This is a genomic window from Nonomuraea sp. NPDC049028, from assembly GCF_043197735.1.
Taxonomy (GTDB): Bacteria; Actinomycetota; Actinomycetes; order Streptosporangiales; family Streptosporangiaceae; genus Nonomuraea.
Genome location: NZ_JBICTR010000001.1, coordinates 64,546 through 88,419 on the forward strand (window position 1 = coordinate 64,546; position 23,874 = coordinate 88,419).

General features: G+C 70.8%; 20 protein-coding genes. 8 read left to right on the plus strand and 12 right to left on the minus strand.

Features of this window, described 5'->3' with window-relative positions:
• Positions 1-22: 22 nt before the first annotated feature.
• From ACGFJ2_RS00305 to ACGFJ2_RS00320, 4 genes are all read right to left on the minus strand, one after another.
• Complete coding sequence (locus tag ACGFJ2_RS00305) at positions 23-1,753, minus strand: hypothetical protein (RefSeq protein ID WP_393463268.1); 1,731 nt, start codon at positions 1,751-1,753, stop codon at positions 23-25.
• Positions 1,754-1,936: 183 nt separating this feature from the next.
• Positions 1,937-2,440: a YbhB/YbcL family Raf kinase inhibitor-like protein gene (locus ACGFJ2_RS00310; RefSeq protein ID WP_393463270.1), complete on the minus strand. Its 504-nt coding sequence runs from the start codon at positions 2,438-2,440 to the stop codon at positions 1,937-1,939.
• Positions 2,441-3,282: 842 nt separating this feature from the next.
• A complete protein-coding gene (locus tag ACGFJ2_RS00315) occupies positions 3,283-4,080 on the minus strand; it encodes an ABC transporter permease (RefSeq protein ID WP_393463272.1) in 798 nt (265 codons plus the stop codon).
• Positions 4,077-5,036: an ATP-binding cassette domain-containing protein gene (locus ACGFJ2_RS00320; RefSeq protein ID WP_357940788.1), complete on the minus strand. Its 960-nt coding sequence runs from the start codon at positions 5,034-5,036 to the stop codon at positions 4,077-4,079. The genes ACGFJ2_RS00315 and ACGFJ2_RS00320 overlap by 4 nt, the downstream gene beginning before the upstream one ends.
• A gap of 127 nt (positions 5,037-5,163) precedes the next feature.
• On the opposite strand from ACGFJ2_RS00320, the gene ACGFJ2_RS00325 reads away from it, so the two are divergent.
• Positions 5,164-5,685 carry a PH domain-containing protein gene (locus tag ACGFJ2_RS00325; RefSeq protein ID WP_358438233.1) on the plus strand — a complete coding sequence of 174 codons (522 nt, stop codon included), beginning with the start codon at positions 5,164-5,166 and terminating at the stop codon, positions 5,683-5,685.
• A 161-nt stretch (positions 5,686-5,846) separates the two neighbouring features.
• On the plus strand, positions 5,847-7,367 hold the full coding sequence (locus tag ACGFJ2_RS00330) for a PH domain-containing protein (protein WP_393465247.1): 1,521 nt from the start codon (positions 5,847-5,849) through the stop codon (positions 7,365-7,367).
• A gap of 315 nt (positions 7,368-7,682) precedes the next feature.
• Here the strand turns inward: ACGFJ2_RS00330 and sepH are convergent, their stop codons facing one another.
• Positions 7,683-10,448, minus strand: a complete 2,766-nt coding sequence (sepH, locus tag ACGFJ2_RS00335) for a septation protein SepH (protein ID WP_393463275.1) — start codon at positions 10,446-10,448, stop codon at positions 7,683-7,685.
• 164 nt (positions 10,449-10,612) lie between these two features.
• Positions 10,613-11,659 carry a S8 family serine peptidase gene (locus ACGFJ2_RS00340; protein ID WP_393463277.1) on the minus strand — a complete coding sequence of 349 codons (1,047 nt, stop codon included), beginning with the start codon at positions 11,657-11,659 and terminating at the stop codon, positions 10,613-10,615.
• Between the two features lie 112 nt (positions 11,660-11,771).
• Between ACGFJ2_RS00340 and ACGFJ2_RS00345 the strand changes: the two genes are divergently transcribed.
• Complete coding sequence (locus ACGFJ2_RS00345; RefSeq protein ID WP_393463279.1) at positions 11,772-12,638, plus strand: hypothetical protein; 867 nt, start codon at positions 11,772-11,774, stop codon at positions 12,636-12,638.
• Positions 12,639-12,647: 9 nt separating this feature from the next.
• Here the strand turns inward: ACGFJ2_RS00345 and ACGFJ2_RS00350 are convergent, their stop codons facing one another.
• The 3 genes from ACGFJ2_RS00350 to ACGFJ2_RS00360 all read right to left on the minus strand — a co-directional run bounded on the left by ACGFJ2_RS00350 (position 12,648) and on the right by ACGFJ2_RS00360 (position 15,999).
• Positions 12,648-13,925: a D-arabinono-1,4-lactone oxidase gene (locus ACGFJ2_RS00350; RefSeq protein WP_358175147.1), complete on the minus strand. Its 1,278-nt coding sequence runs from the start codon at positions 13,923-13,925 to the stop codon at positions 12,648-12,650.
• A gap of 47 nt (positions 13,926-13,972) precedes the next feature.
• Positions 13,973-14,719, minus strand: coding sequence for a polysaccharide deacetylase family protein (locus ACGFJ2_RS00355; protein ID WP_393463281.1), 747 nt, complete (start codon positions 14,717-14,719; stop codon positions 13,973-13,975).
• A gap of 77 nt (positions 14,720-14,796) precedes the next feature.
• Positions 14,797-15,999: an MFS transporter gene (locus ACGFJ2_RS00360; RefSeq protein ID WP_393463283.1), complete on the minus strand. Its 1,203-nt coding sequence runs from the start codon at positions 15,997-15,999 to the stop codon at positions 14,797-14,799.
• 93 nt (positions 16,000-16,092) lie between these two features.
• On the opposite strand from ACGFJ2_RS00360, the gene ACGFJ2_RS00365 reads away from it, so the two are divergent.
• The gene (locus ACGFJ2_RS00365) at positions 16,093-17,289 is read left to right on the plus strand and encodes a lytic transglycosylase domain-containing protein (protein WP_357940804.1); all 1,197 of its coding nucleotides are present in this window, start codon (positions 16,093-16,095) and stop codon (positions 17,287-17,289) included.
• A gap of 54 nt (positions 17,290-17,343) precedes the next feature.
• Here the strand turns inward: ACGFJ2_RS00365 and ACGFJ2_RS00370 are convergent, their stop codons facing one another.
• Complete coding sequence (locus ACGFJ2_RS00370; protein WP_393463285.1) at positions 17,344-18,291, minus strand: ferrochelatase; 948 nt, start codon at positions 18,289-18,291, stop codon at positions 17,344-17,346.
• 258 nt (positions 18,292-18,549) lie between these two features.
• Here ACGFJ2_RS00370 and ACGFJ2_RS00375 point away from each other — a divergent pair, with 258 nt between their 5' ends.
• Together ACGFJ2_RS00375 and ACGFJ2_RS00380 are read left to right on the plus strand one after the other, a co-directional pair.
• Positions 18,550-20,526, plus strand: a complete 1,977-nt coding sequence (locus tag ACGFJ2_RS00375; RefSeq protein WP_393463287.1) for a prolyl oligopeptidase family serine peptidase — start codon at positions 18,550-18,552, stop codon at positions 20,524-20,526.
• Positions 20,526-21,323 (plus strand): inositol monophosphatase family protein, encoded by a 798-nt coding sequence (locus tag ACGFJ2_RS00380; protein ID WP_357940810.1) that lies wholly within the window; start codon positions 20,526-20,528, stop codon positions 21,321-21,323. The genes ACGFJ2_RS00375 and ACGFJ2_RS00380 overlap by 1 nt, the downstream gene beginning before the upstream one ends.
• Positions 21,324-21,421: 98 nt before the next feature.
• Here the strand turns inward: ACGFJ2_RS00380 and ACGFJ2_RS00385 are convergent, their stop codons facing one another.
• Positions 21,422-21,586 (minus strand): hypothetical protein, encoded by a 165-nt coding sequence (locus ACGFJ2_RS00385; protein ID WP_214635883.1) that lies wholly within the window; start codon positions 21,584-21,586, stop codon positions 21,422-21,424.
• A gap of 227 nt (positions 21,587-21,813) precedes the next feature.
• Here ACGFJ2_RS00385 and ACGFJ2_RS00390 point away from each other — a divergent pair, with 227 nt between their 5' ends.
• Positions 21,814-22,467, plus strand: a complete 654-nt coding sequence (locus tag ACGFJ2_RS00390; protein WP_225289202.1) for a response regulator transcription factor — start codon at positions 21,814-21,816, stop codon at positions 22,465-22,467.
• Between the two features lies 1 nt (position 22,468).
• Here the strand turns inward: ACGFJ2_RS00390 and ACGFJ2_RS00395 are convergent, their stop codons facing one another.
• Positions 22,469-22,654 carry a hypothetical protein gene (locus tag ACGFJ2_RS00395; protein ID WP_357941504.1) on the minus strand — a complete coding sequence of 62 codons (186 nt, stop codon included), beginning with the start codon at positions 22,652-22,654 and terminating at the stop codon, positions 22,469-22,471.
• Here ACGFJ2_RS00395 and ACGFJ2_RS00400 point away from each other — a divergent pair.
• Positions 22,641-23,789, plus strand: coding sequence for a HAMP domain-containing sensor histidine kinase (locus tag ACGFJ2_RS00400; RefSeq protein ID WP_358175963.1), 1,149 nt, complete (start codon positions 22,641-22,643; stop codon positions 23,787-23,789). The two genes, ACGFJ2_RS00395 and ACGFJ2_RS00400, sit on opposite strands and share 14 nt — an antisense overlap.
• Positions 23,790-23,874: the final 85 nt, after the last annotated feature.

The window sequence follows — 23,874 nt, forward strand, 5'->3', positions numbered from 1 at the left end:
CGGTCGGCGTGGGAGTCGCCGATCAGCGGTAGTAGTCGGGGAATTCCTGCTCGGGGGTGGTGCGACGGTGCCCGCCGCTGTTGCCCTGGGCGCCGCCGTTGCGGCCGCCCTGCCGGGCACCCGCCTCGGGCGTGCCGCCGTAGTTGGGCCAGGCGGCGTTGTTCGCCGGCGGCTCGCCCCAGCCCGCCGGCATCTGGCCGGGCGGAATGCTGGTGATGTCGCCGGTCTCGTACGCGAAGGTCTGCGCGATCTGGCCGGGCGGGAGGCTGGTGATGTCACCCGTCTCGTACGCGAAGTGCTGCGGCGCCGGCTGCATGGGCGGGGCCGACAGCACGTCGTCGTAGGCCGAGACAGCCCGCGCGGGCGCCGTGGGAGTGCCGGTGGCGGGGGAGGGGCCGGTCAGCGGGTCGGAGTCGTCGGCCACGGCCCAGCCGGCCCGTACCTCATAGGAGGCCGGATAGGAGGAGCGTGGGGCGGCGGCGGGCTGCTGCGGCTCGAAGGCCGGCCAGGAGTCGCTCGACGGGGCGGCGGGAGCGGGGTCGTCGAGGATGTCGTGGTGCTGCAGCGCGGGCCACGAGCCCGACGCCGTCGGCACGATCGGCGGGTTGGTCCAGGTGGTTTCCAGCGGGTCGGTGTTGGCGCCGTAGACCGTGAACGGGACGCCGGCCTGCGCGCCGCCGATCGGGGAGACCGGCGCGGCGGGGGCCGGTGTGGCGGGGAACGAGCCGCTGCCGCCGACGGCGGGGAAGGAACCACTGGTGGCCGGCGTGGCCGGGAACGAGCCGCTGGTGGTGGCCGGGCTGTTCGTGCTCAGCGAGGTGCCGCTGCCGACCGCCGGGAAGGAGCCGCTGCCCGCCCCGGGCTGGGGCGGCGTCACCTGCTGCGCGCCCACGCCGAGGATGCTCATCACGTCGGGCGGCGTCGGCGCGGAGAAGGTCACCGTGCGCTGGTCGGCCAGCTCGGCGGCCGTCGGGGCCGGACGCTGCGCCGACTCCACGAGGTCGGCCAGACCGGACGAGCCGGACGAGGCGGTCGCGGCGGCGGGCCGCTGGGAACGCGAACGCTGGGATCGCCCGGGAAGCGGCGCCTGGACGGTGGCCGCGTTGGGGTCGATGGCGGTGACGGGCTCGCGCTTGGCGGGCTCTCGCTTGCCGGACCGCTCCCGCTTGGCGGCGGGGCGCTGCTGCTCGCGCTGGGCGCTGGGCTGCTTCTCGCGCTCCCGCTCGCGCTCGGCGGCGGCTCGTGCGGAGGGGGTACGCGCGGCGGGCCGTTGGGCGGGCTTTTCCGTGGGCCGGTCGGAGGGGCGCTCCGAAGGGCGCTCTGGAGGACGACGCTCTGAAGGACGCTCGACGGGGCGCGAGGCGCCCTTGCGCGCCGCGACCGTGCCGCCGGCGCCGAAGCCGCCCTCTTCCGCGTCGCTGCGGATGTTGGCCCAGAACTCCTCGTCCTCGACGTCGGAGTGCGGGTTGCCCCACTCGTCCACGCCACGCTTGCCACGCTGGCCGGTACGTACCGGTTTGGCCTTGACCTCGTCGATCGGACTGAAGTCAGGGCTGAAGTTGTTCATGCGCGGTTCGCTCTTGGAGAACTCATCCGTGGAACGCGTCTGAGTCCTCTCATCCTTCTCGGCCATCTGCTTCAGCCGCTCGGGAGGCAGAGAGCTTTCCCGACGGTTCATGGAACGCATGCCCAGTGCCACGACGACGAGCACGAGGAGCACGACAGCGACCAAGCTGACTACGACCGCGATCATTGCACCACCCTCAAAGCCATGGCCTCCCTGCGGCACCGGTGAGATCGCGCGGCCATCGACGCGACCTTCCCCCTTTGATCACCAGCACCTAGCGATTGGATCTGATTGTGTCGGACCACTATGAGCGTTGTCACACCCTACGTGAAGAATTGGTAACTATTACTACGTTTAGTGAGCGGTGTCTCACTGGATGTTCACCACCGTGAGCCGGCCGCGGGCAATGGTCTGGTCCGCGATCTTTCTCAAGATCTCGGAGAGGGGGGCGCCCTCCTGGACATCGACCTTGCCGTTCAGCGAGTAGACGCTGAAGCGGTAGCTGCCCTTCTCCACGCAGGGGGGCTGGTAGCCCACCTTGCCGCTGGTCACCTTGGCCTGGCTCGCGCCTTCCGGCGGGCTCGCGGCGGCGTTCGGCCCCAGCTCGGTCGTCGTCGCGGGGATGTTGTAGAGCACCCACTGGACGGCGGATTCTGATGGTGAGAGAGAGTCGACCACGATCGCGATCGACTTGGCGTCGGGCAGAGGCTCGCTGGACCAACGCAAAGGCGGACTGCCCTGAGCACCCTTGCAGGAGAATTCGCGCGGCAGCGGTTCGCCCGCGCGCAACTCCGGGCTCGAGACGTTGATCTCGGCGATCTCCTTGGCCTGGGACCTTCCGACGAGGAAGTCGCAACCGGACGACGCGAGCACGACAGCCACCGCTGTCACAGAGACAGCGATGTGTCTCACGCGTCCTGCCGTGTTACACAGCCCCATGCCGCATGATGCTACGCGGCTATCCGCCGTGCGCCGACCGTTTCGCGAGGGTCGGTGGTCGGTAAAGGACCGTAAAGCGGGTGCAATGCGGGCAAGATACGAGTGAACTTCGCCACATCCATGACCTTCGCCGCTCTGGGCCCGCAGGTGACTCGGCAGGGCCGGGAACCGTGGAGATCGCCGGGGAACCGGGTCCCGGCCTGCTGGTTCTCGCCGCCGTGACGATGGCCGCCCCCGACCGGCCGATCGATTGGGCGAGGGGGGACGGCCTGCCGGGCGGGTACGGGGGACGCGATACGCGTCAAGTCCGTTCGGCCGGGCACCGCGCTCATTAAAACCAGGTGCCCAGGTACGCGGCCCCGGCCCCGGCCTCGGTACGCGGCCCCGGCCTCGGTACGCGGCCCCGGCCTCGGTACGCGGACCCAGTACGCGGCCCAGGCCAGGTACGCGGCCCTGGCCTCGGCCAGGTAGGCAAACCCGGCCTCGGCCAGATACGCGGCCCCGGCCTCGGCCGGCCGCCGGTGGGTGGTGTCCCACTGGGCGGTGGATCCACGATCCCGCCGTATGGCCCCTACCAGGGACGAACAGGACCGAGTGGTCGAGAAACCACACCGCTCTGCGGGACGCCGTCCGCAGACGGCAGGGACGGACAGACCCGCACCTTGCGGGACCCGGACCCGGGCCCGGACGGACCTGGACTCGGACCTTGCCGGACACCGACCCGGATGGACCTGGACTCGGACCAGGACCGACCCGGACCCGGATGGGAACCGGTCTCACGCGTGGCTGCGGAAGACCCTGATCGCCAGTGGTGCGAACACCACCACGAACCCCGCCGACCACAGCAGCGAGACCATAGTCGGCCAGGCGATCTCGCCGCCGATCAGCAGGCCGCGGATCGCGTCGGCCAGGTAGGTCACCGGGTTGACGTCGGACCAGGCCTTCAGCCAGCCGGGGAACGTGTCGGCCGGCACCAGCGCACTGCTCGTGAACGTCAGCGGCATCATGGTCGAGAAGGAGATCATCTGCACCTTCTCCGGGCTCGACGCCTTGAGCCCGATCAGGACCGACATCCACGACATCGCCAGAGCCACGACCACCAGCAGCGCCAGCGCCCCGAGCAGCCCCGCCACGCTGGTCGTCACCCGGAACCCGAGCACCATCCCGAACCCGACTAACAGCGCGAACGCCCACACCTGCTTGAACGTGTCGGCGATGATCCGGCCCGACAGGGGCGCTGTGCGCGCGATCGGCAGGCTGCGCAGCCGGTCGAACACGCCCTTGGTGATGTCGGTGTTGAGCCCGATCGCCGTGGACAGCGTGTAGAACAGGGCGTTCTGGACCAGCAGGCCCGGCAGGGCGAACTGCAGGTAGTCGCCGGTCGACCCGGAGATGGCACCGCCGAACACATACGTGAACAGCAGCAGGAACATGATCGGCTGGATGCTGAGGTCGAGCAGCTCCCACGGGTTGTGCTTGATCTGCACCAGGCTCCGCCAGGCCAGCGTCATGGTCTGCCTGAGGGTGGCGCCGGCACCGACCCGGCCGGGCAGGGTCGTCGTGATGGCGGTCATGCGAGGGCTTCCTCCGTCTGCTCGTCCTCCGCGCGGTGCCCGGTCAGGGCCAGGAACACCTCGTCGAGGCTGGACTTGCGCAGCGCCAGCTCGGAGGCGACGATGCCGAGGTCGTCGAGGCGGCGGACGATGGCGGGCACCACGGCCGGGTCGCGCACGGCGGCCGTGACCATGGCGCCGGACAGGTCGGGCGCCACGTCGAGGACGTCGGTGACCACCTTGGCGACCAGGTCGAGCTGGTCCTCCCTGAGCGGCCGCACCTCCAGCACCTGGGCGCCGGTGGTGGCCTTGAGCTCGTCGGACGTGCCCGACGCGATGACCTTGCCGTGGTCGAACACCACGATGTCGTCGGCCAGCTGGTCGGCTTCCTCCAGGTATTGGGTGGTCAGCAGCACGGTCACGCCGTCGGCCATCAGGCCGCGCACGACGCCCCACAGCTCGGTGCGGCTGCGCGGGTCGAGACCGGTCGTCGGCTCGTCCAGGAACAGCACCTGCGGCCTGCCCACCAGGCTCGCCGCCAGGTCGAGCCGCCTGCGCATCCCACCCGAATAGGTCTTCGTGGCCCGGCCCCCGGCGTCGGCCAGGTCGAACCGGCCGAGCAACGCCTTCGCCCGCTCCCTCGCCTCACCTCGCGACAAGCCCAGCAGACGACCGATCATCATCAGGTTTTCGACACCGGTCAGCATCTCGTCGACCGCGGCGTACTGTCCGGTCAGCCCGATCAGCGACCGCACCTGATGCGCCTGCCGGCGCACGTCGAACCCCAGCACCGTGGCCGTGCCCGCGTCAGGCGTGAGCAGCGTGGCCAGAATGCGCACGGCGGTCGTCTTGCCCGCGCCGTTGGGTCCCAGCACGCCGAGCAGCCTGCCGGCCGGCACGGCGAGGTCCACACCATCGAGTGCCTTGGTCTCGCCATAGTGCTTCACCAGGCCGTCTGCCTGAATCGCGTACTGCATGACCCGCCCCTCCTCCTCGGTGCCTCCACCTTGGACTACGGCACCGACAGTTTCCGGCCGGCGTTCCGGCCGGCATCCGGTGCCTCTGGCCGATCACCGACGCGGGCGGGAGCCATAAGCTGGCCTCGTGACGTCTTCTGGCCCGTTGCGTGACCCCCAACACCGTGTCTCGCCCAAGGCCGTCCGGCTCTGGCTCGCTGAGGCGTTGTTCGGGTTCGTGCTGCTCGTGGGGTGCTCGATCCTGGTCGCGCGGTGGGTCGGGGGGAGCGGGTGGTCGTGGGTGCCCGGCTGGTTCGCCGACGACCCGTGGCTGCTGCCCGTGGGGGTGGGCGTGCTGACCACCCCGTTCCTGGTGGCCGAGCCGTTCGTACGCTATGCCGTACATCGTTGGGAGCTGTCGGGTGATGTGGTCTACACCCGGTCGGGGTTCCTGACGCGGGAGTGGGTCTTCGTGCCGGTCAGCCGGATCCAGACGGTCGACAAGGCGCAAGGGTGGGTCGAACGGCTGCTCGGACTGGCGACCCTGGAGATCCGTACGGCCTCCCACGCGGGCTCGTCGACGATCAAGGGCCTGGACTACACGGTGGCGGCCGGGCTGGCGGAGGAACTGGCGCACCGCGCGGAGCAGCTCAGGGACGATGCCACGTGACCGATCCCCGCCCTGGCCCTCCCGCGCACCCATCGGCGCCCGAACCTCATCCCGGGCCTCCCGCGCACCCGTCGGCGCCCGAACCAGCTGATGCTGCTCGTGAGGGCTCGTTCCCGCCGGTGACCGTTCCCGCTGGGCCTGTGGAGCCCGCTCGGGTGCCGATGCGGCTGAGCCCCAAGGTGCTGCTCATCCACCCGGTACGGATGATCCCGTCGCTGATCGTCCCCCTTGTCGGGCTGCTGTTCGTGGGTGGGTTCTCCGGCATGTCGTACACCTGGGCGGCGGTCGGGGTCGGCGTCACGCTGGTCTTCGCCGTCGTCCGGTGGGCGATATTCAGCTACGAGATCGTGGGCGACCGTCTGGAGATCAAGCGTTCACTGATCAGCCGGTCGGTCCGTACCATCCCCTTGGAGCGGATCCGCGGCGTGGACGTCTCCACCCCGCCCATGCACCGGCTGCTCGGTCTGGCCGTACTCAAGATCGACACTGGGGCGAGCGGCGGCGAGGAGGAGGGCAAGCTCGACGGCGTCACCCTCAAGGAGGCCGAACGCCTGAAGTCGGTCCTGCTCCGACGCACCCGCATCACCCGCCCCGCCCGAGCCGCGACGCCCGATGAGACCTCCGCCGCCGTCTCCGCCACGGATCCCGCCGCAGTCACGGTGTCCGCTGCGGTTCGTGGGGAGACGGTGGAGGCCGAGCGGGAGATCATCCGGGTGCCGTGGACCTGGTTGCTGTACGGCCCGCTGTCCGGCGCGTACCTGCTGACGCCGTTCGCCCTGGCAGGCGGTGCCGTGGGGCTGGCGTTCCAGTGGGGCGACGACCTCGGCTACGGCCGGGACGCCGCGCTCACCGTCGGGGAGTGGCTCTGGGAGCACCCGTACCTGCTGCTCGCCGTGGTGTTGCTGCTCGTGCTGGCGATGCCGTTCGTGGGCGGTGTGATGTACGCGGTGTTCAACTGGAACTTCCGCCTCATCAGCCGCGACGGCTACCTGGTGGCCGAACGCGGGCTGATCAACCGGCGCAGTGTGTCCCTCGAGGCGGGGCGCGTACGCGGCTACGAGATCATCGAGGGACTCCCCGAGCGCTGGGCGGGCGTCGCCCGGGTCTGGGCCATCGTGACGGGCCTCGGCGACTCCCAGACCCGCGGGCAACTCCTGCCGGACGTCCCTCGCGCGGTCGCCTTCCGGGTCACCGGGGAGGCCATCGGCACCTACCAGGCCGAACTCCGTCCCCACCCGCCCATCGCCCGCAACCGCCGCCTCTTCCGCGCCGTCGCCCCGTGGCTCGCCCTGGCCCTCGCCACCGCCCTGACGGCCCTGCTGACCGTCCAGCCGATCTGGTGGATCGGGACCGTGGTCGCGCTCCTCCTGGCGGGCTTGGGGATCCCCCTCGGCCTCGACCGGTACAGGTCTCTGGGACACGGGTACGACGGCGTACGCCTGGCGGTCCGCTCAGGCTCCCTCCGCCGCTCGCAAGCGGTGGTGGAACGCCGCGCGGTGGTGGGCTGGCACCTCAGGCAGACGTGGTTCCAGCGGCGAGCCGGGGTGTACACACTCACCGCCGGGGTGGGAGCGGGCAAGGGCGGCTACTCGGCGATCGACGTCTCACAGTCCCAGGCGATCGGCTTCCCGGCCGAAGTGACACCGGAGTGGCTGGCTCCGTTCTTGTCCAAGGAGCAGTAGGCGGGCACCTTCCGCTGCTCGCCGAGGGGGACGCCCCTGGACGTGCTGTTCTACGGTTTCGGTGCGGTCAGCCGGCGTCCTTCCGTCTGAGCCCTCGTCCTCCGCCCCCGCTCCCGTCCTCGCGCCTTCAACCTAGGCCCCGGGGCGCTCAGAGTCCCAGAAGCCCGGGAGGTCCTGCGGGGGGAGACTCCCGACAGGTCCCGCGGGAGAGATCACCGACGAACCGCCGGGCAGTGCGCGGGCGGTGTGCGCGGGTGGCGCTCAGACGGCGGTCTGTGGACGGCGCTTGAGCGGTGTGTGCGGTCGGTGCTCGGCTCAGTCCTGGCGGCGGGCGCCGAACATGATCTCGTCCCAGGTCGGCACCGAGGCGCGACGCCCCCTGGAGCCCTTGCGCGGCTGACGGGCCGCAGGGGCGGGCGGGGGAGAGGGCACCGGGACCGGGGGCTCCTCCTTGGCCGCCGGCTGCTCGGGCTTCGCGGTGTCGTCCTTGCTCGTCCTCGCGGCTGGTACGGCAGGCTCAGGCGCTGTCGGCTCAGCCTTGGCCGCCGCCGGCTCAGCCTTGGGCTCAGCGGCAGGCTCAGTGGCGGGCTCGGTTTTGGGCTCGGCCACTGCGGGCTCAGCCTTGGGCGCGGGTGCCGTGGTCGGCGCGGGTGCCGAGGACTCGGCCTTGGGCTGGGGCTTCGAGGGCTGCGGCTTGGGCTTGGGTACGGGCGCGGTCGGTACCGGCTCGGCGGTAGTCGCCTCTGTGTCGGCCTTCGCGGTCGCATCGGCCTTCGGCGCTGTGTCAGCCGTCGGGGTGGTGTCAGCCTTCGGGGTGGTGCCGGCCTCAGGTACGCCTGCGGCGGCCTGGGGCTCGGGAGCTGTGGGGCTGGGCTTGGGGGCCGCTGTCGTGGGCTCGGGGTCGGCGGTCAGATCGGCAGTTGGCTCGGCAGTTGGCTCGGCTGCCGACCGCGCGGCCGTCTCGGGCGCGGTCTTGGAGGCGTCCTGGTCGGTTGCCGTTGCGGGAGCAGTGGCGTCCTTTGCCGCAGGCGCGGCCTCGGTGACGGGCGGTGTGGCGGTGATGTCCGTAGCGGCGGGGGACGTCTGCGGCGGGGCGGCGCTCTCCACGGTGGCGTCCCCCACGGTGGCGGTGCTCTCCACAGCGGTGTTCTCCGCAGCGGTGTTCTCCACAGCGGTGGGTCCCACAGCGGCGCTTGCCGCTGCGGCGCCAGCGGACTGCTCGACGACCGTGTCAGCGGGCTGTGGGCCGGTGACAGTCCCACCGGGCTGCGGCTCGGTGAGAGTGCTGTTGGGCTCCGGGTCGGAGGCGGCGCTGGGTGCCTCCGGTTCGGTCGCCACCTCAGTGGTGGGCGTCGACTCCACAGAGGTCTGCGCGGTGGGCGTGGGGGTCGCGGCTACGACGTCTGCCGCTTCGGCGTCTGCAGCGACGGGCTTCGCCGTGGCGGTGTCCGTGACGGCCTCTGCGACGGCGCTGCCAGTGACGGCGGTGTTCGCCAGGATGGGGTCGGCGGCGGCCGCTGCGGCATCAGCCTCGGGCGCGACGACAGACGTCACGGCGGCATCAACGTCGGGCGCGGAGGCCGGGGTCACAGGAGCAGGCGGCGCGTTGCTCTCCACCGGCTCTGTGGTGCGGTCGCCCACCGCCGGGACGCTTGCGGCCGGGCTGTCTACAGCGGGTGAACCGTGAACCGACCCCTCTGCGGCGCGTGTGCCGGGGATCGCGTCAGGTGCCGGGGGCAGCGTGACAGCGTCTTCGGGCGCGGACGCAGTGGTACGGGTGCCCGGAGGCGTGCTCTCGCGGCTCGCCGAGGCGTAGATGGCCTCGCCGTCCCGGCCGGTCGGGCGGTCGGTCTGGCGGTCAGGCGGGCGGGGAGTGCCGTAGTCGGGCAGCCAGGACGAAGGGTCGCCGTGACGTGCCGAAGGGTCGCTGGGGCGGGTGTAGTCGGTGTCCTGCGCCGACGACGCCGATGCCGTAGGTGCTGACGACGCCGACGGATGGGTACGGTGGCCGGGCTCCTGGGCGCGGTAGCCCGTCTCCGGTGCTGACGGCTCGGTCAGGTAGCCGGTCTCCTGCGCGGGAGCACGGTAGCCGGGCACGGAGGCGGGCGGCTCCGAGCGGTAGTCCCTCCCTGGCGGGTCCGAGCGGTAGCCGGCCTCCGCCGTGCGGCCGGAGGGGTCGGCTGCGGGGGCGCGGTCGAAAGGGGCCTCTCGCGCCGGAGTGAAGGGGGCCTCACGGGACGGGGTCTCACGGGACGGCGCGGCGTGAGACGGGGTCTCGCGGGACGGCATCTCACGGGACGGGACATCACGGGACGGCGGGCGGCCGTAGGGCGATTCCGTGCCTCTCGGCTGGTAGCCGACCGCCGGCTCCTGCGGCTCCGGCTCGTGGCGGATCACCGACGGGAACGGCAGCGGGTCCGACGCCAGCGGCGGCACCGGCTGCAGCTTGGCCACTCGCGGCGTGAACGGCGTGACCGTGGTGTCCTCCACCACAGGGCTGGGGTCGAAGTCGGCGGCCGAGAGCCGCATCGACTCGTCGTCGTGCGGCGTGACGTGCCGCCTGCGTGGGTCGAAGAGCCACTCGGCGTGCCTGGTGTGACCGTTCCAAACGTAGCCGAGCTTGACACGCCAGAGGCCGTCGTCACGCTTGGCGGAGTCCCAGTCGATCTCGTCGGTGGGCACGCCGCGCCTGGTGAGCCGCTCGGCGACGAGATCGCCGAGCGTCGGGCCGGCTGAGGACTCTCCGGGCATGCGTACGGACACGCGCTGCGCCTGCTGGGCCACGTACTCGCGCTCCTGGAGCACGGGGCCCTCGAACCAGCGGACGCGTTCGACCGGGATGCCCGCTGTGGCGGCGATCTCCTCGGCTGTCTCTCCGGCACGAATGCGGGCCTGGATCTCCTTGGGGCGCAACGGACTCTCCACTTCGATCTCGTACTGGCCGAGACGGGAGAAGTTGCCGCGGACGGCAGCACGGAGCCGGTCGTCCACGGGAAGCGTGAACCGTGTACCCCGCCCTGCTGTCGCCAGCACGAGATAGGTACCGTCCTCACTTACCGCGACGAGTCGGAGCTCCTGCATGCGAGTCCCTTCGTCAGCGTGCTGCTCATTCTTCCCCCGGACCCTTGAGTCTCTCGCGTGTGCCGGTTGCCTGCCAGCACCGTACCCGGCATGTCCGAACATCGCCTTCCTGGGATAGCCCAGGGGCGATGTGACGCCGGTCACATTTGGTGATTCCATCATCTTCAAGGCCTGCCCGTGCGCAAAGCCCTCGACGGATTCTGGCGAATAGTGTCACGCGTCGCCGCGCACTTCAGCCAAGAGGCCAGAACGGATGGGTTGGCGCCTGGATGGAGCTCCAGGTAGCGGGCGGCGGCGCCGGCCAGGCGGGGGGCTCTGGCGGAGTACGTCTCGCCGGTGGGGGAGAGCCGGCATCGGCCGGTGTCGGTGGCGGCGACGACGAAGACGCCGGAGCGGGCCAGGCGGGCCATGGCGGTCCGCAGGGCCGGGGAGTCGGCGCCGTCGAGGGAGATATTGGCCACGGCGGGACCCCGGGCGTGCCTGCGTACCCAGTCGAGGCCGGCCAGGGCGTCCGACAGGCTGCCGGAGCCGCCGCAGCCCAGCACCCGTACCGACGCGACGCTCGCCTGGGGCGCAACCCCGTGCGACCGGCCGGCTACGGCGCGCGCCACCCGGGTGCCATGGCCGCCGCAGTCTTCGCCGGTACGCCCGGTGGCGTCGAAGGCCCACCAGAGCCGATCCCCCAAACCATCCGACACACGGAGAGTCTCCGTGCGACCCGACATATGGGGATTTTCCGAGTGGACTGCGCCGGTTCGGCCGTGAGTGACGCCGCTGTCCACGATGTAGACCGTGACGCCCTTCCCGGTCGCACGAGTGGCACGACGGGTGCGAGGGGCACGGGGGGCGCGGCGGGAGGGCAGGCGGGCGGACGTGGTGAGCGGCATGGCGTGGATCTCGCGGTCGGGCTCGATCGCCACCACCCTGGGATCCGCGCTGAGCTCCGCCAGTTCGCTCGCGTTCAGCAGCGTGGCGAAGCCGGGCAGCGCGGCGGTGTAGAAGCGGCGTACCCGCCATCGCATCTCGCCGACCAGGTCGCGGGCCCCGGCCCGGTCACGCACGGTAACGATGTACGGGCGCGTAGGCTCGGTTACCGGCGGCCGGGAGGCGAGGCCGGAGGCGGGCGCCATGGCGAGGGGGATCGCGGTGGTCACGGCCGTCGCCGCGGCCGCGGCGAGGTAGAGAGAGGGCAGGCCGATTCGTCGGGGCACGAGCGACGAGGGTGTCTGTCACACACGTCACAGGAACAACAGGACACGCCCTCGCGTCTATTCACGAGAAAGCTCTTTACCGAACGCGGGCGAGAAAGGACTGATCCGGGGGATGAGCGGCGAGCAGCGGAAGTTCGAGCTGAGCATGCCGCAGATCGCGGGAAGCGCCCTGGCGGCGGTCACGGCGGCGGTCGGAGCCTCCTACCTCGGCGTGGGGGGAACGGTGATCGGCGCGGCGCTGATGAGCGTGGCGAGCACGGTGGCCACCGCGGTCTACACGCACTACCTCAAACGTACGGGCGAGAAGGTCAAGCAGCACACGGTGATCGCCTGGCGTGACTCCGGCGCGGCGAATCCTCCGCCCGAGCACGACGAGGGCCAGGGCGAGCTGGCGACGGCCGCGCACGCTACGGTGCGTAACCTCAGTGAGGCCGAGGGGCCGGGTGAGCCCTCGCGGCCCGGCGAGACCACGCTGGTCATGGCGCCGATCGAGGTTCCGGCGCGAAGGCGTGTGCCGTGGGCGAAGACGGGTATGGCCGCGGCGCTGGTGTTCGGGGTGAGCATGGGCGGCATCCTGACGTACCAGACCATCGCTCAGACGACCGTGCACGACCAGCTCACCGGTGGCAAGCCGGTGACCGAGCGCGGCAAGGCGCCCGCCAGGGAGAAGGAAGAGCCCGCGGTCGAGCCCCGGACGACGTTCTACAGCGACCCGGCGACGCCCAGCGGCGCGCCGAGCACGAGCGCGAGCCCGACCGCCTCGCCGACCCGCTCGTCCCAGAGCCCCACGCCGACACCCACCGGCACGGACAAGGACGCGAGCAAGGACCCCGGCAAGAACACCGTGGAGCCGTCGACCCCGTCCGCGACCACTTCGGCCCAGGACCCCGGCCGCATGACCGAAGCGCCGTCCGCCCCGACCGAGCCGCCGCAGCAGTCACAACCGGCGCAGCAGGACGAACCCGCCGAGGCGCAGTAAAAGCAGGCCCTACCCCAGCACCGTCTCCAGGTAGGCGTTGCCGAACAGCCGTCCCGGATCCAGCCGATCCCGTAGCGCCACGAAGTCCGCGAACCGCGGGTAGACCGTCCCCAGGTACGCCGCGTCCCGGGTGTGCAGCTTGCCCCAGTGCGGCCGCCCGCCCAGCCGCGTCATGATCTCTTCCACCCCGGCGAAGTAGGCGGGGTTGGGCGTGGGCCGATAGACGTGGCAGGCGATGTACGCCGACTGACGGCCGTACGCCGTGGACAGCCACGCCGTGCTGGCCGGCGTCACCCGCACCTCCACCGGGAACGTGATCCGCCACCCCATCCGCTCCACCAGCGCCCGCGTCTCCCGCAGCGCCTGACCGAGGTGCTCGCGCGGCACCGCGTACTCCATCTCCAGGAAGCGCACGTCCCGGCGTGAGGTGAAGATCTTGTACGACGCGTCCACGGCCTCGGAGTCGCCGAGCGCGGCGGCGCTGACACCGTTGATCCGCGGGATCAGTCCGGGGGATCGGGCCCCCAGCGCGCAGGCGGCGCCGAACAGCGTGTTCTCCAGGAAGACGTTGTCCAGCCAGTACTTGACCGCACCGGGCGGCCGGGCCGGGCCGGGGTCGCGGTTGTTGGTCTTGACCAGGCACGCGTCGGTGTGCGGCAGCCAGAAGAAGTCGAGATGCTCGTTGTCCGCGGTCAGGGAGTCGAGCGAGTCGAGGATGCCGCTGAGCGTCATCCGGCGCCGCCGGTTGCGCAGCAGGAAGGCGGCTTCCACCCGGAACGTCACCGAGGTCAGCACCCCGAGCGCGCCCAGCCCCACCCGCGCGGCGTCGAACAGGTCCTCCCCGGGGGCGGCCGTCACGACCGAGCCGTCCGCGAGCACCAGCTCCAGCGCCTCGACCTGGTCGGCCAGGCCGCCGCTGTCGCGCCCGGTGCCGTGCGTACCGGTCTGGATGGCTCCCGCGACCGTCTGGTCGGTGATGTCGCCCATGTTGGCCAGCGCCAGCCCGCGCGCGGCGAGCAGGGAGTTCAGCTCCCGCACCGGCGTGCCGGCGCGCACGGTGACGCGGTCGTCGGCGACGGAGGTGACGCCGGTCAGCGCGGTGGGGCGGAGCATGACGCCGTCGGTTAGGGCCACTCCGGTGAAGGAGTGGCCCGTACCGATCATGCGCAGACGGCGGCCGGCGGCGGCGGCGTCCTTGACGGCGCGTACGACGTCCTCGGTCGACGCCGGGGTACGCACCTCGGCGGGCGCGGCCGTCTGGTTGCGGGCCCAGTTCGTGAAGACCATGGCCGCCCTTGCGCTAGAGCATCTTTCGGATTAAACGTGAACGATACTCAGTTCTCCCAGCCTTCGGGAAGCGGGAAGGCGTCGCCGGGCTGCAGGTTCTGCGACTTGATGATGTCGGAGACCTTCACCAGCGTGTAGCCCCGGCTCTGCAGCAGTTGCACGAGCGACGGCATCACGTCGACGGTCTGCTTCACCCAATCGTGCATGAGGATGATGCCGTCGCGCTTGGCCACGGCCAGCGTCTGCTTCTTGATCTCCGCGGAGTTCTTGGTCGCCCAGTCGCGCGAACCAGCGGTCCACAGGATCATCGGCATGCCGAACTCGGCCGCGACCTCCGAGGTCTGGATGTCCAGCATGCCGTACGGGGGCCGCAGCAGCTTGGGCTCGACGCCCGCGGCCTTCTTGACGGCGTCCTGCGTCTTCTGGATCTCGCTCTTGATGGCGCCCGGCTCGATGGTGGTGAAGTTCTTGTGCGTGTAGCTGTGGTTGCCGAGCTCGTGGCCCTCCTTGGCCATGCGCTTGACGAAGGCGGGGCGGCTCTTCACGTACTGGCCTTCGAGGAAGAACGTCGCCCTGGCGTTGTACTTCTTCAGCGTGTCGAGGAGCGTTCCCGCGTACTTGCCCGGCCCGTCGTCGAAAGTCAGGGCGAGGCACTTGACCTGCTCGTCAGCGCAGTCCACTGCCTTCGCCTTGGCCTGGGCGACGGCGGCCGACTTGGCCGGGGCGGCGGGCTGACGGGGGGTGGCGGACGCGGTCGCCGGTGTCAGAGTGACAGCAACAGCCGCGATAGCCAAAAGTGAAGTGATTTGTCGGGACATGCGAAAGCTTTCGTTTGTGAAGGGTGTTGCGAGGGTTGTTCGACCGTAGCGGATCAGTTCCCGGCCGGTGAAGGTGCCTCGGGAAGTCTCAGCAAACCCGAACCTCCGACGCCCACGACAACAGCGACCGCCGCCGCGCCGAGCGTGAAGCCGTACGCGTTGGACGCCCCGAACGCCTCCGTCAGCCGTCCCCCGGCCCACGCCCCGATCGCCACCCCGAACCCGATCGACGTGGAGATCCACGCCAGCCCCTCGGTGAGCACCGAGGGCGGCACGAGCCGCTCGGTGAGGGAGAAGCCGGTGATGAGCGTCGGCGAGATCGCGAGCCCGGCCAGGAAGAGGCCGAAAGCCATGATCCGCGCGTCGCCGATGAACATGATCGGCAGCAGTCCCACCACGAGCACCCCGAGCGCCCGTACGAACCGGTGGCGCAGCGAGACCCGCCAGTGCCGCGACCCGAACCAGAGCCCCGACACCATCGACCCGCCCGCGATCGCGGCCAGCAGGAACCCGGAGGCGCCCTTGACCCCGTGCTCCTCGGCGAAGGCCACCGTGATCAGGTCGATCGACCCGAACACCGCCCCCAGCGCCAGGTAGACGCAGGACAGCAGGGCGATCCCCGGAATCAGGATGGCCATCCCGGCGCCGGACTCGCCCGGCCGTATCGGCGGCTGGGTGCGCCGCTGCGCCGCGAGCGCGAGGGATCCGCCGAGCATGCAGACCAGCGCCACCAGCAGTCCCATGTACGGATTGACCGCCGTGGCCAGCACGGTGACCAGCGCCGGTCCGGCGACGAAGATCATTTCGTCGGCGACGGACTCGAACGCGAAGGCCGTGTGCAGCTTGGCCGAGCCGCCGTGCAGGTGCGACCAGCGCGCGCGGACCATCCCGCCCAGGGACAGGGAGGTCGCGCCGACCGACAGCCCGGCGGCGTACAACGTCCACTCGGGCAGCCCGAAGCCCGCCGACAGCATCAGCGCGGCCAGCGAGAGCGCGTTCACGATCGAGAAGGGCACGATCACCCGGGCCTGCCCGAACCGGTCGACCAGCCGCGCGGTCAGGGGGGCGGCCACCGCGAAGGAGACGTTGGTGGTGGCGGCGACGGCGCCCGCGGTCGCGTACGACTCGGTGAGGCCGGAGATCAGCAGCACGATGCCGATGCCGAGCATGGACATCGGCATCCGGCCGACGAAGCCGGCCAGCACGAATCCCTTGATGCCGGGCCCGTTGAACAACCCCCGATAAGGCCCGACCACGCCCGTTCCTCTCCCTTGATGCGTCCCAACATTTACGCGCGCGCTGACCGGACAGCAAGTGATTTTTCCGGCAACTCGGCTAACGTGTGCCGGGTGTCCGGTCTTCCCTCGTTCCGCGCCGTCCTGATCGTGATCGCTTCGGTCATCGCCGTCTCGGTCGTGGCCGTGGGAGTGGCGCTGTCCACGCGGGACGACCTGTTCGCGAGTACGGCCGACCAGCAGCCGGTACGGAAATCGCAGAGACCGGTCCAGAAGACGCAGCCGCAGACCGCCGGTCTCGACAAGATCGTGCCCACGACCGAGCCGGTGAAGGACTTCGGCAAGGGCGGCCCCAGCGTCACCCCGACCCCGCCCCGCGTGCTGGCGATCGCCCGCGCCGAGGTGCCCAAGACCACCCGGTTCGAGCTGGCGAAGCTCAAGCACGTGCAGAAGGTCGCCATCGTCGACGCCGGCTCGGTCCGGGTGTCGGGCACCGGGCTGAACCTGCTCGCCGTCGACCCGGCCGACTTCCGCTCCTGGACGCCCAAGGCCGTCGCCGACCAGCCGGCCGTGTGGAGCGCGCTGTCCAGGGGCGAACTGGTCGCCGAGACCTCGGCCGTACGCAGGCTCGGCATGATCCTGGGCGCCGAGTACCAGGTGGACGGCGGTCCCCGCCTGCGCGTCGCGGCCTCGGCCACCCTCGGCCTGTCGGGGATCGACGGCCTGGTGGGCGCCGACATGGGCAAGGCACTCGGCCTGGCGCCGGGCGTCGCGGTCCTGCTGCACGGCAAGCCCGGCATCAGCGAGCCGGGCGTACGCAAGCTGCTCGGCAAGGGCGCCCAGGTCGTGACACTGGGCGCCCGCCCCAAGGCCCAGCCGACGCAGCCGGCCCAGCAGACGGCCAAGCCGCAGCAGCAGGTCAACGTCGGGCGGCCCAGCAGCTACCTCGACCTCTACAAAGCCTCGGCCACCCACTGCCCCGGACTGTCATGGACCGTGCTGGCGGCGATCGGCCAGGTGGAGAGCGGGCACGGCCGCAACAACGGCCCGTCGAGCGCGGGCGCGCTCGGGCCGATGCAGTTCATGCCCGCCACCTGGAAGCACTACGGGGTGGACGGCGATGGCGACGGCAAGTCCGACATCTGGAGCCCGTACGACGCGGTGCCCGCGGCGGCCAAGTACCTCTGCGCGAACGGCGCCGGCCAGGGCGGCCAGAAGCTGCGCAAGTCGATCTGGTTCTACAACCACTCGTGGGACTACGTGAACAAGGTGATGGGCATCGCCGAGGCGTACGCCCGCGCCTACACCTGACGCCCGCCTGCACGTCCGCGCTCACGGCTGATGCCGCCGGCGCGGACGCCGCGTCTACGCCTGGCGCCGCCGGGGCGGTGGGCAGCAGGTGAGCGCGCAGGGCTGCGGCTCGGGCTCCTCCATCAGCTCGCGGATCATGCGGACGAAGGCCGGATGGGTGCCCGCCGTCGCGGCCCGCTCCATGGGCAGGCCCAGCTCGGTGGCCACCTGCCTGGCCTCGGTGTCGAGGTCGTAGACGACCTCCATGTGGTCGGAGACGAACCCGATCGGCACGAGCACGACCGACCGGGCGTCGGTCTTGCGCAGATGGTCGCAGACGTCGGGCTCCAGCCACGGCACCTCGGGCGGCCCGCTGCGCGACTGCCACACCAGGTCCCACGGCTGGGTGCGGCCCAGCGCCTCGTTGACCAGCTCGGCGCTCCTGCGCAGCTGCGCCTCGTAGAGGCCGCCGTAGGGCCCGGCGGTGCGCGCCATCGAGACCGGCACGCTGTGCGCGGTGAACACCAGCCGGGCGTCGTCGCGGCCGAGCCGGTCGAGCGCCTGCCCGACGTGGTCGGCCATGGCGGCGACGAACCCCGGATGATCCCCGAAGTGCCGCATCTTGACCAGCTCGGGACCGCCCTTGACGGAGATCCTGGCGATGTCCTCGTAGTACTGGCGGCAGCTGGAGTAGCCGGCGAACGCCGAGGTGGCGAACACCGCCGCCTTGCGGATCCCGTCGGCCCTCATCCGCTGGACGGTCTCCTCGCCGAACGGCTCCCAGTTGCGGTTGCCCCAGTAGACGGGCACATCGACCACCGGACGCAGCGCCTCGATGAGCGCGCGGTTCTGGCCGTTGATCGGGCTGACCCCGCCGAAACCCTGGTAGTGCTCGGCCACCTCCAGCAGCCGCTCCTGCGGCACGCCTCGGCCCCGCACCACGTTCTCCAGAAACGGCAACACGTCCTCAGGCCCCTCGGGCCCACCGAACGACAGCACCAGCAGAGCGTCGTAGTTCCCCACGGACCCACCTTATTCCGGCGAGGGAGCGCCGACGCCTGGAGGAGGAGCGGCGGGAGCGTAGCGACCAGAGCGACGGGGGAAGGCGGCGGCATTGGGCGATCGAGCCCGCCGCACGGAGTGCGGCCAATAAGCAGGGAGCGCCGACGCCTGGAGGAGGAGCCCGCCGCACGGGGTGCGGCCAATGAACAGGGAGTGCCGCCGCCTGGAGCCCGCGAGTCTCTACGGAGCTAGGCAAATGAACAGGGTAGGTTCGGTTGAGTGAGCGCATTCAACGACATTCGTGACTATGTTGCCATCCCCCGGGTTCTCTCGCTGAAGCTCTCGCCCGACGGCTCCCGGCTGATCTCCGCGGTCCAGTCCATCAACCCCGACGGCAAGTCGTACGGCACCGCGCTCTGGGCCATTCCGATCGACGGCGAGCCGTACCGGCTGACCCGCTCGGCCAAGGGTGAGAGCGCGGCGGAGTTCACCGACGCGGGCGACGTGCTGTTCACCTCGGCCCGTCCCGACCCGACCGTCAAGGACGCCACCGACGAGGTGCCCTCGCTGTGGCTGCTGCCCCGCTCGGGCGGCGAGGCCCGACAGGTGGCCGCCCGTCCCGGCGGCGTCGGCGCCTTCCGTACGGCCGGTGACGTGGTGGTGTTCGCCGCCGACGTGCTCACCGGCGAGGAAGCGGCCGAGGAGGAGCGCCGCAAGGCGCGCAAGGACGCCGGCATCAGCGCGATCCTGCACGAGAGCTACCCGGTCCGCTACTGGGACCATGACCTCGGCCCCGGCCACACCCGGCTGTTCGCCGCGAGGCTCGGCGCGGACCGGCTGGAGGACGTACGCGACCTGACCCCCGACCCGGGCGAGGGGCTGCGCGACGTCACCTTCGCGCTCACGCCCGACGGCGCCACCGTGGTCTCGACCTGGCGTACCCTCCTGCCCGACGCCGAGCAGCGGGTGGACCTGGTCGCCATCGACGTGGCCACCGGTGAGCGGCGCACGCTGTTCACCGAGGAGGGCCACGACTTCTACGGCCCGATCGCGGTCTCGCCCGACGGGACCCGCGTCGCCTGCGCGCGCGAGCGTCTGGCCGGGCTCGACGTCTCCGTACGCATCGATCTGTGGATCGGCGACCTGGCCACCGGCGCCGGGCGTGCCTACGCACCCGACCTGTTCCCGGCGGACGTCGAGTGGGCGCCCGACTCGTCGGCCGTCTACCTCGCGGCCGACCACCGGGGCCGCCGCCCGATCTTCCGCGTGCCGCTGGACGGGGAGGTCGCCCGGCTGACCCAGGACGACGCCGCCTACCTCGGGCTCAACGCATCGGCCGACGGCCGGTTCGTCTACGCGCTGCACAGCGGCGTCGACCGCACCCACGGCCCGGCCAGGATCGACACCGCCACCGGCGAGATCACCGACCTGCCCTCGCCCGCCTCGCGCCCCGAACTGCCCGGCACGCTGACCGAGGTCTCCGCGACGGCCGACGACGGCACCACGATCCGCGGCTGGCTCACGCTGCCCGAGGGCGCCTCGGCCGACGACCCGGCGCCGATCCTGCTCTGGATCCACGGCGGTCCCGTCGCCTCGTGGAACGACTGGCAGTGGCGCTGGAACCCCTGGATCATGGTCCAGCACGGCTACGCCGTCCTGCTGCCCGACCCGTGCCTGTCCACCGGCTACGGCCAGGAGATGATCGACCGCGGGTGGGGTAACTGGGGTCCGCGTACCCTCGCCGACCTCGACGCGATCGTGGACGTGGTCGTGGCCAGGGACGACATCGACGGCGAGCGGATCGGCGCGATGGGCGGCTCGTACGGCGGCTACATGGCCAACTGGATCGCCGGCCACAGCGACCGCTACAAGGCCATCGTCACCCACGCCGCCCTGTGGAACCTCGACCAGTTCGCCGGCACCACCGACGCGGCCCAGTACTGGCAGCGCGAGATGGGCGAGCCCGGCTCCGAGCGGTACGCCAAGCTCTCCCCGCACCACGGGCTCGACAGCATCACCACCCCGATGCTCGTCATCCACGGCGACAAGGACTACCGGGTGCCGATCGGGGAGGCGCTGCGCCTGTGGTGGGACCTGCAGCGCCGCAACGTCGAGTCGAAGTTCCTGTACTTCCCCGACGAGAACCACTGGATACTCAAGCCCGGCAACGCCGTCGCCTGGTACGAGACCGTGCTGGCCTTCCTTGGCCAGCACGTCCTCGGTCAGGAGTGGAAGCGCCCGGACTCGGTGGCGTGATGACCGATCCGCAGGCACTGCTCGACCTGGCCGAGGACATCGCGCGCGAGGCGGGCGACATGCTGCTCGCCAAGCGGCCCACGATGTCGGAGGTCGTCGAGACCAAGTCCAGCCCCACCGACGTGGTCACCGCCCTGGACACGGCGTCGGAGCGACTCATCCGCGCCCGCGTCCTGGAGGCCAGGCCCGGCGACAGCGTGCTGGGGGAGGAGGGCGGCGAGGCCGCCGGTGACTCCGGTGTGCGCTGGATCGTCGACCCCATCGACGGCACGGTCAACTTCCTGTACGGCCTGCCCGAGTGGGCGGTGTCGATCGCCGTCGAGGTGGGCGGCGAGATCGTCGCGGGCGTGGTGAACGTGGTGCCGCGCGGCGAGGTGTTCACCGCGGCGCGCGGCCGGGGCGCCTGGCTCGGCGGCGAGCGGCTGCGCTGCAACACCGGCGTGCCGCTGCCGCAGGCGCTGGTCGCGACCGGCTTCGGCTACCTGCGCGAACGCCGGGCCGTGCAGGCCCAGGTGCTGGCGTCGGTGCTGCCGCGGGTACGCGACATCAGGCGCGGCGGCTCGTGCGCCGTCGACCTCTGCTCGGTGGCCTCGGGCCGGGTGGACGCCTACTACGAGCGGGGCACCAACTACTGGGACTTCGCCGCGGCCGGGCTGGTCGCGACCGAGGCGGGGGCCAGGATCGGCGGGCTGAACGGCAGGCCGTACAGCAACGACTTCGTGCTCTGCGCGGCGCCGGGGCTGTTCGACGAGCTGCACGACCTGCTCGTACCGCTGGATCCCCAGCGCGACGCCTGACGGCGCGTGGGTCCCCAACACGGCGATCCCCAACACGGCGCGAAAACGGCCGGAGCCCTTGCCCGGGGCTCCGGCCGTTTCGTCACACGATGTGCCGATCAATGAGGCAACGGGACGCCGTTGTCATCCGCCAGGCGGCGCAGGTCCTCGATCTCGGCGGTGAGGGTGTCGGCGAGGTAGTCGTCGCCGGCGCACCGGGCCTCCCGAAGGCCCTTGTAAGCCTGGTCGAGGCGGCTTTCGATCGTGGTCGTGAACTCGCCCATCTCACCTACTCTCTTCAGGGGTTGCGGAGCGAAGAGCGCCCACCGCTCGTGGGGAAGCCAAAAGAGGCACACGGCGATGGGTGTCCAGCAGGCATACCCCGGCCCATCGCTTACCGAAACATGAATTTGGCTGTGCCTTGCGGCACACATGCTCTGACATGCCTTACCGTGCGCTTATCGCAGGTGTGGGCAGAATGAAGCAGCGGATCCGGAGAGAGGTGCCAGTCGTGCGAGTGCTGGTTGTAGAGGACGAGCGGGTGCTCGCCGACGCGATCGCGACCGGTCTGCGGCGCGAGGCCATGGCGGTGGACGTGGCCTATGACGGGGGCGGCGCGCTGGAGCGCACCTCCTACATCGACTACGACGTGATCGTCCTGGACCGCGACCTGCCGGTCGTGCACGGGGACGAGGTCTGCCGCCGGCTGGTGGAGCAGCGTACGTCCTCGCGCATCCTGATGCTGACCGCGTCCGGCGACGTCGACGACAAGGTGGAGGGGCTCGGCCTGGGGGCCGACGACTACCTGGCCAAGCCGTTCGTCTTCGTCGAACTGGTCGCCCGGGTGCGGGCGCTCGGCCGCCGGTCGGCGCCGGCCCTGCCGCCCGTCCTGGAGCGGGGCGGGATCCGGCTGGACCCGGGCAAGCGGCTGGTCGAGCGTGAGGGCAAGGAGGTCATCCTCACCAAGAAGGAGTTCGCGGTCCTGGAAGAGCTGATGCGGGCGGAGGGCGCCGTCGTCAGCCAGGAGGATCTGCTGGACAAGGCGTGGGACGAGAACATCGATCCGTTCACCAACGTGGTGCGGGTGACGATGATGACCCTGCGCAAGAAGCTGGGGGATCCGCAGGTGATCGAGACGGTGCCCGGAGTGGGATACAAGTTGTGACTCAACGGCCGGAGCGCGAGGCGATGCCGACGCATCCGATGATCAGCCCGCACTCGGAGCGGGCCGTGGCGCGGGCGGAGCAGGCGCGGGCGGAGTCGGCGCCGCCGCCGAGCGGCCAGCCCGTCTGGGACGGCCCGCCGCCACCGTCATACGCCCGGCCGCAGCGGACCACGATGGACGTGGTCAAGGCGCTGCCGGGCAAGGTGAGCATCCGATGGAGGCTCACCATCGCTTACGGCTCGCTGTTCTTCGTGGCCGCGGCGGTGCTCCTCATCTCCATGTACGTCATCGTCGGCACAGCGATCAACGTTGTGTGGCCGGAAATCAACACCGACAACATCGACGCCATCGACGCGGCCATCGTCCACGCGCGCTGGTACGCCGCAAAGGACCAGACCGTCGCCAGCGCCCGCGACGCGATGCTGCAGAGCTCCTTGATGGCGCTGGCGGGCGTCGGCATCCTCGCGGTGATCCTCGGTTACTTCGTCGCCGACCGGGCGATGCGGCCCGTGAGCCAGATGACGGCCACGGCCAAGAAACTCTCCGAGAGCACCCTGGCCCATCAGCGCATCGACCTGGAGGGCCCGGACGACGAGCTGAAGGAGCTGGCCGACACCTTCGACGCCATGCTCACCCGGCTCAACATCGCCTTCGACACCCAGCGAAGGTTCGTCGCCAACGCCTCGCACGAGTTGCGAACTCCGCTCACGATCAACCGGACGGTCCTGGAGATCGCCCTGTCCGATCCCGAGGCGTCACAGGACCTCAAGGCGCTCGGCCGTACCCTGCTCGAAGTCAACGCGCGCAACGAGAAGCTCATCGAGGGGCTGCTGCTGCTCGCCAGGAGCGAACGCGAGCTGGCGGTACGCAAGCCGCTGGACGTCAAGGACGTCGCCCAGACGGCCGTTGAGCAGGTGACCCCATTCGCCGAAGATAACGGCGTAACCATCACCACCGAACTGGTCAGCGCGCCTACCATAGGCGATCCGGTGCTCTTGGAGCGGTCCGTCAGCAACCTGCTCGAGAACGCCGTCAAGTACAACATTCCGGAAAACGGAAAAGTATGGATCCGAACGGGAATGGTAGACGGTGCACTGGTTGTTCAGGTGGCCAACACGGGGCAGCATGTCCCTGCGTACGAGGTGAACAGCCTGTTCGAGCCCTTCCGGAGGCTCCACGCGGATCGTGTGGATTCGGCGAAGGGATCTGGTCTTGGGCTGTCCATCGTTCGCGCTGTTGTGCAGGCGCACGGCGGAAATGTGACCGCCGTGCCGCGGGAGGGCGGAGGACTTGTGGTGACCATTCGGCTGCCGAGCCGCTGATCCGGCGTGTTGCACCACGGCGGGCGTCTCGTTCTCGCCGCACATGTGGTTGGATGTGCCGTCGAACACGGTGGGGCATGCCGCC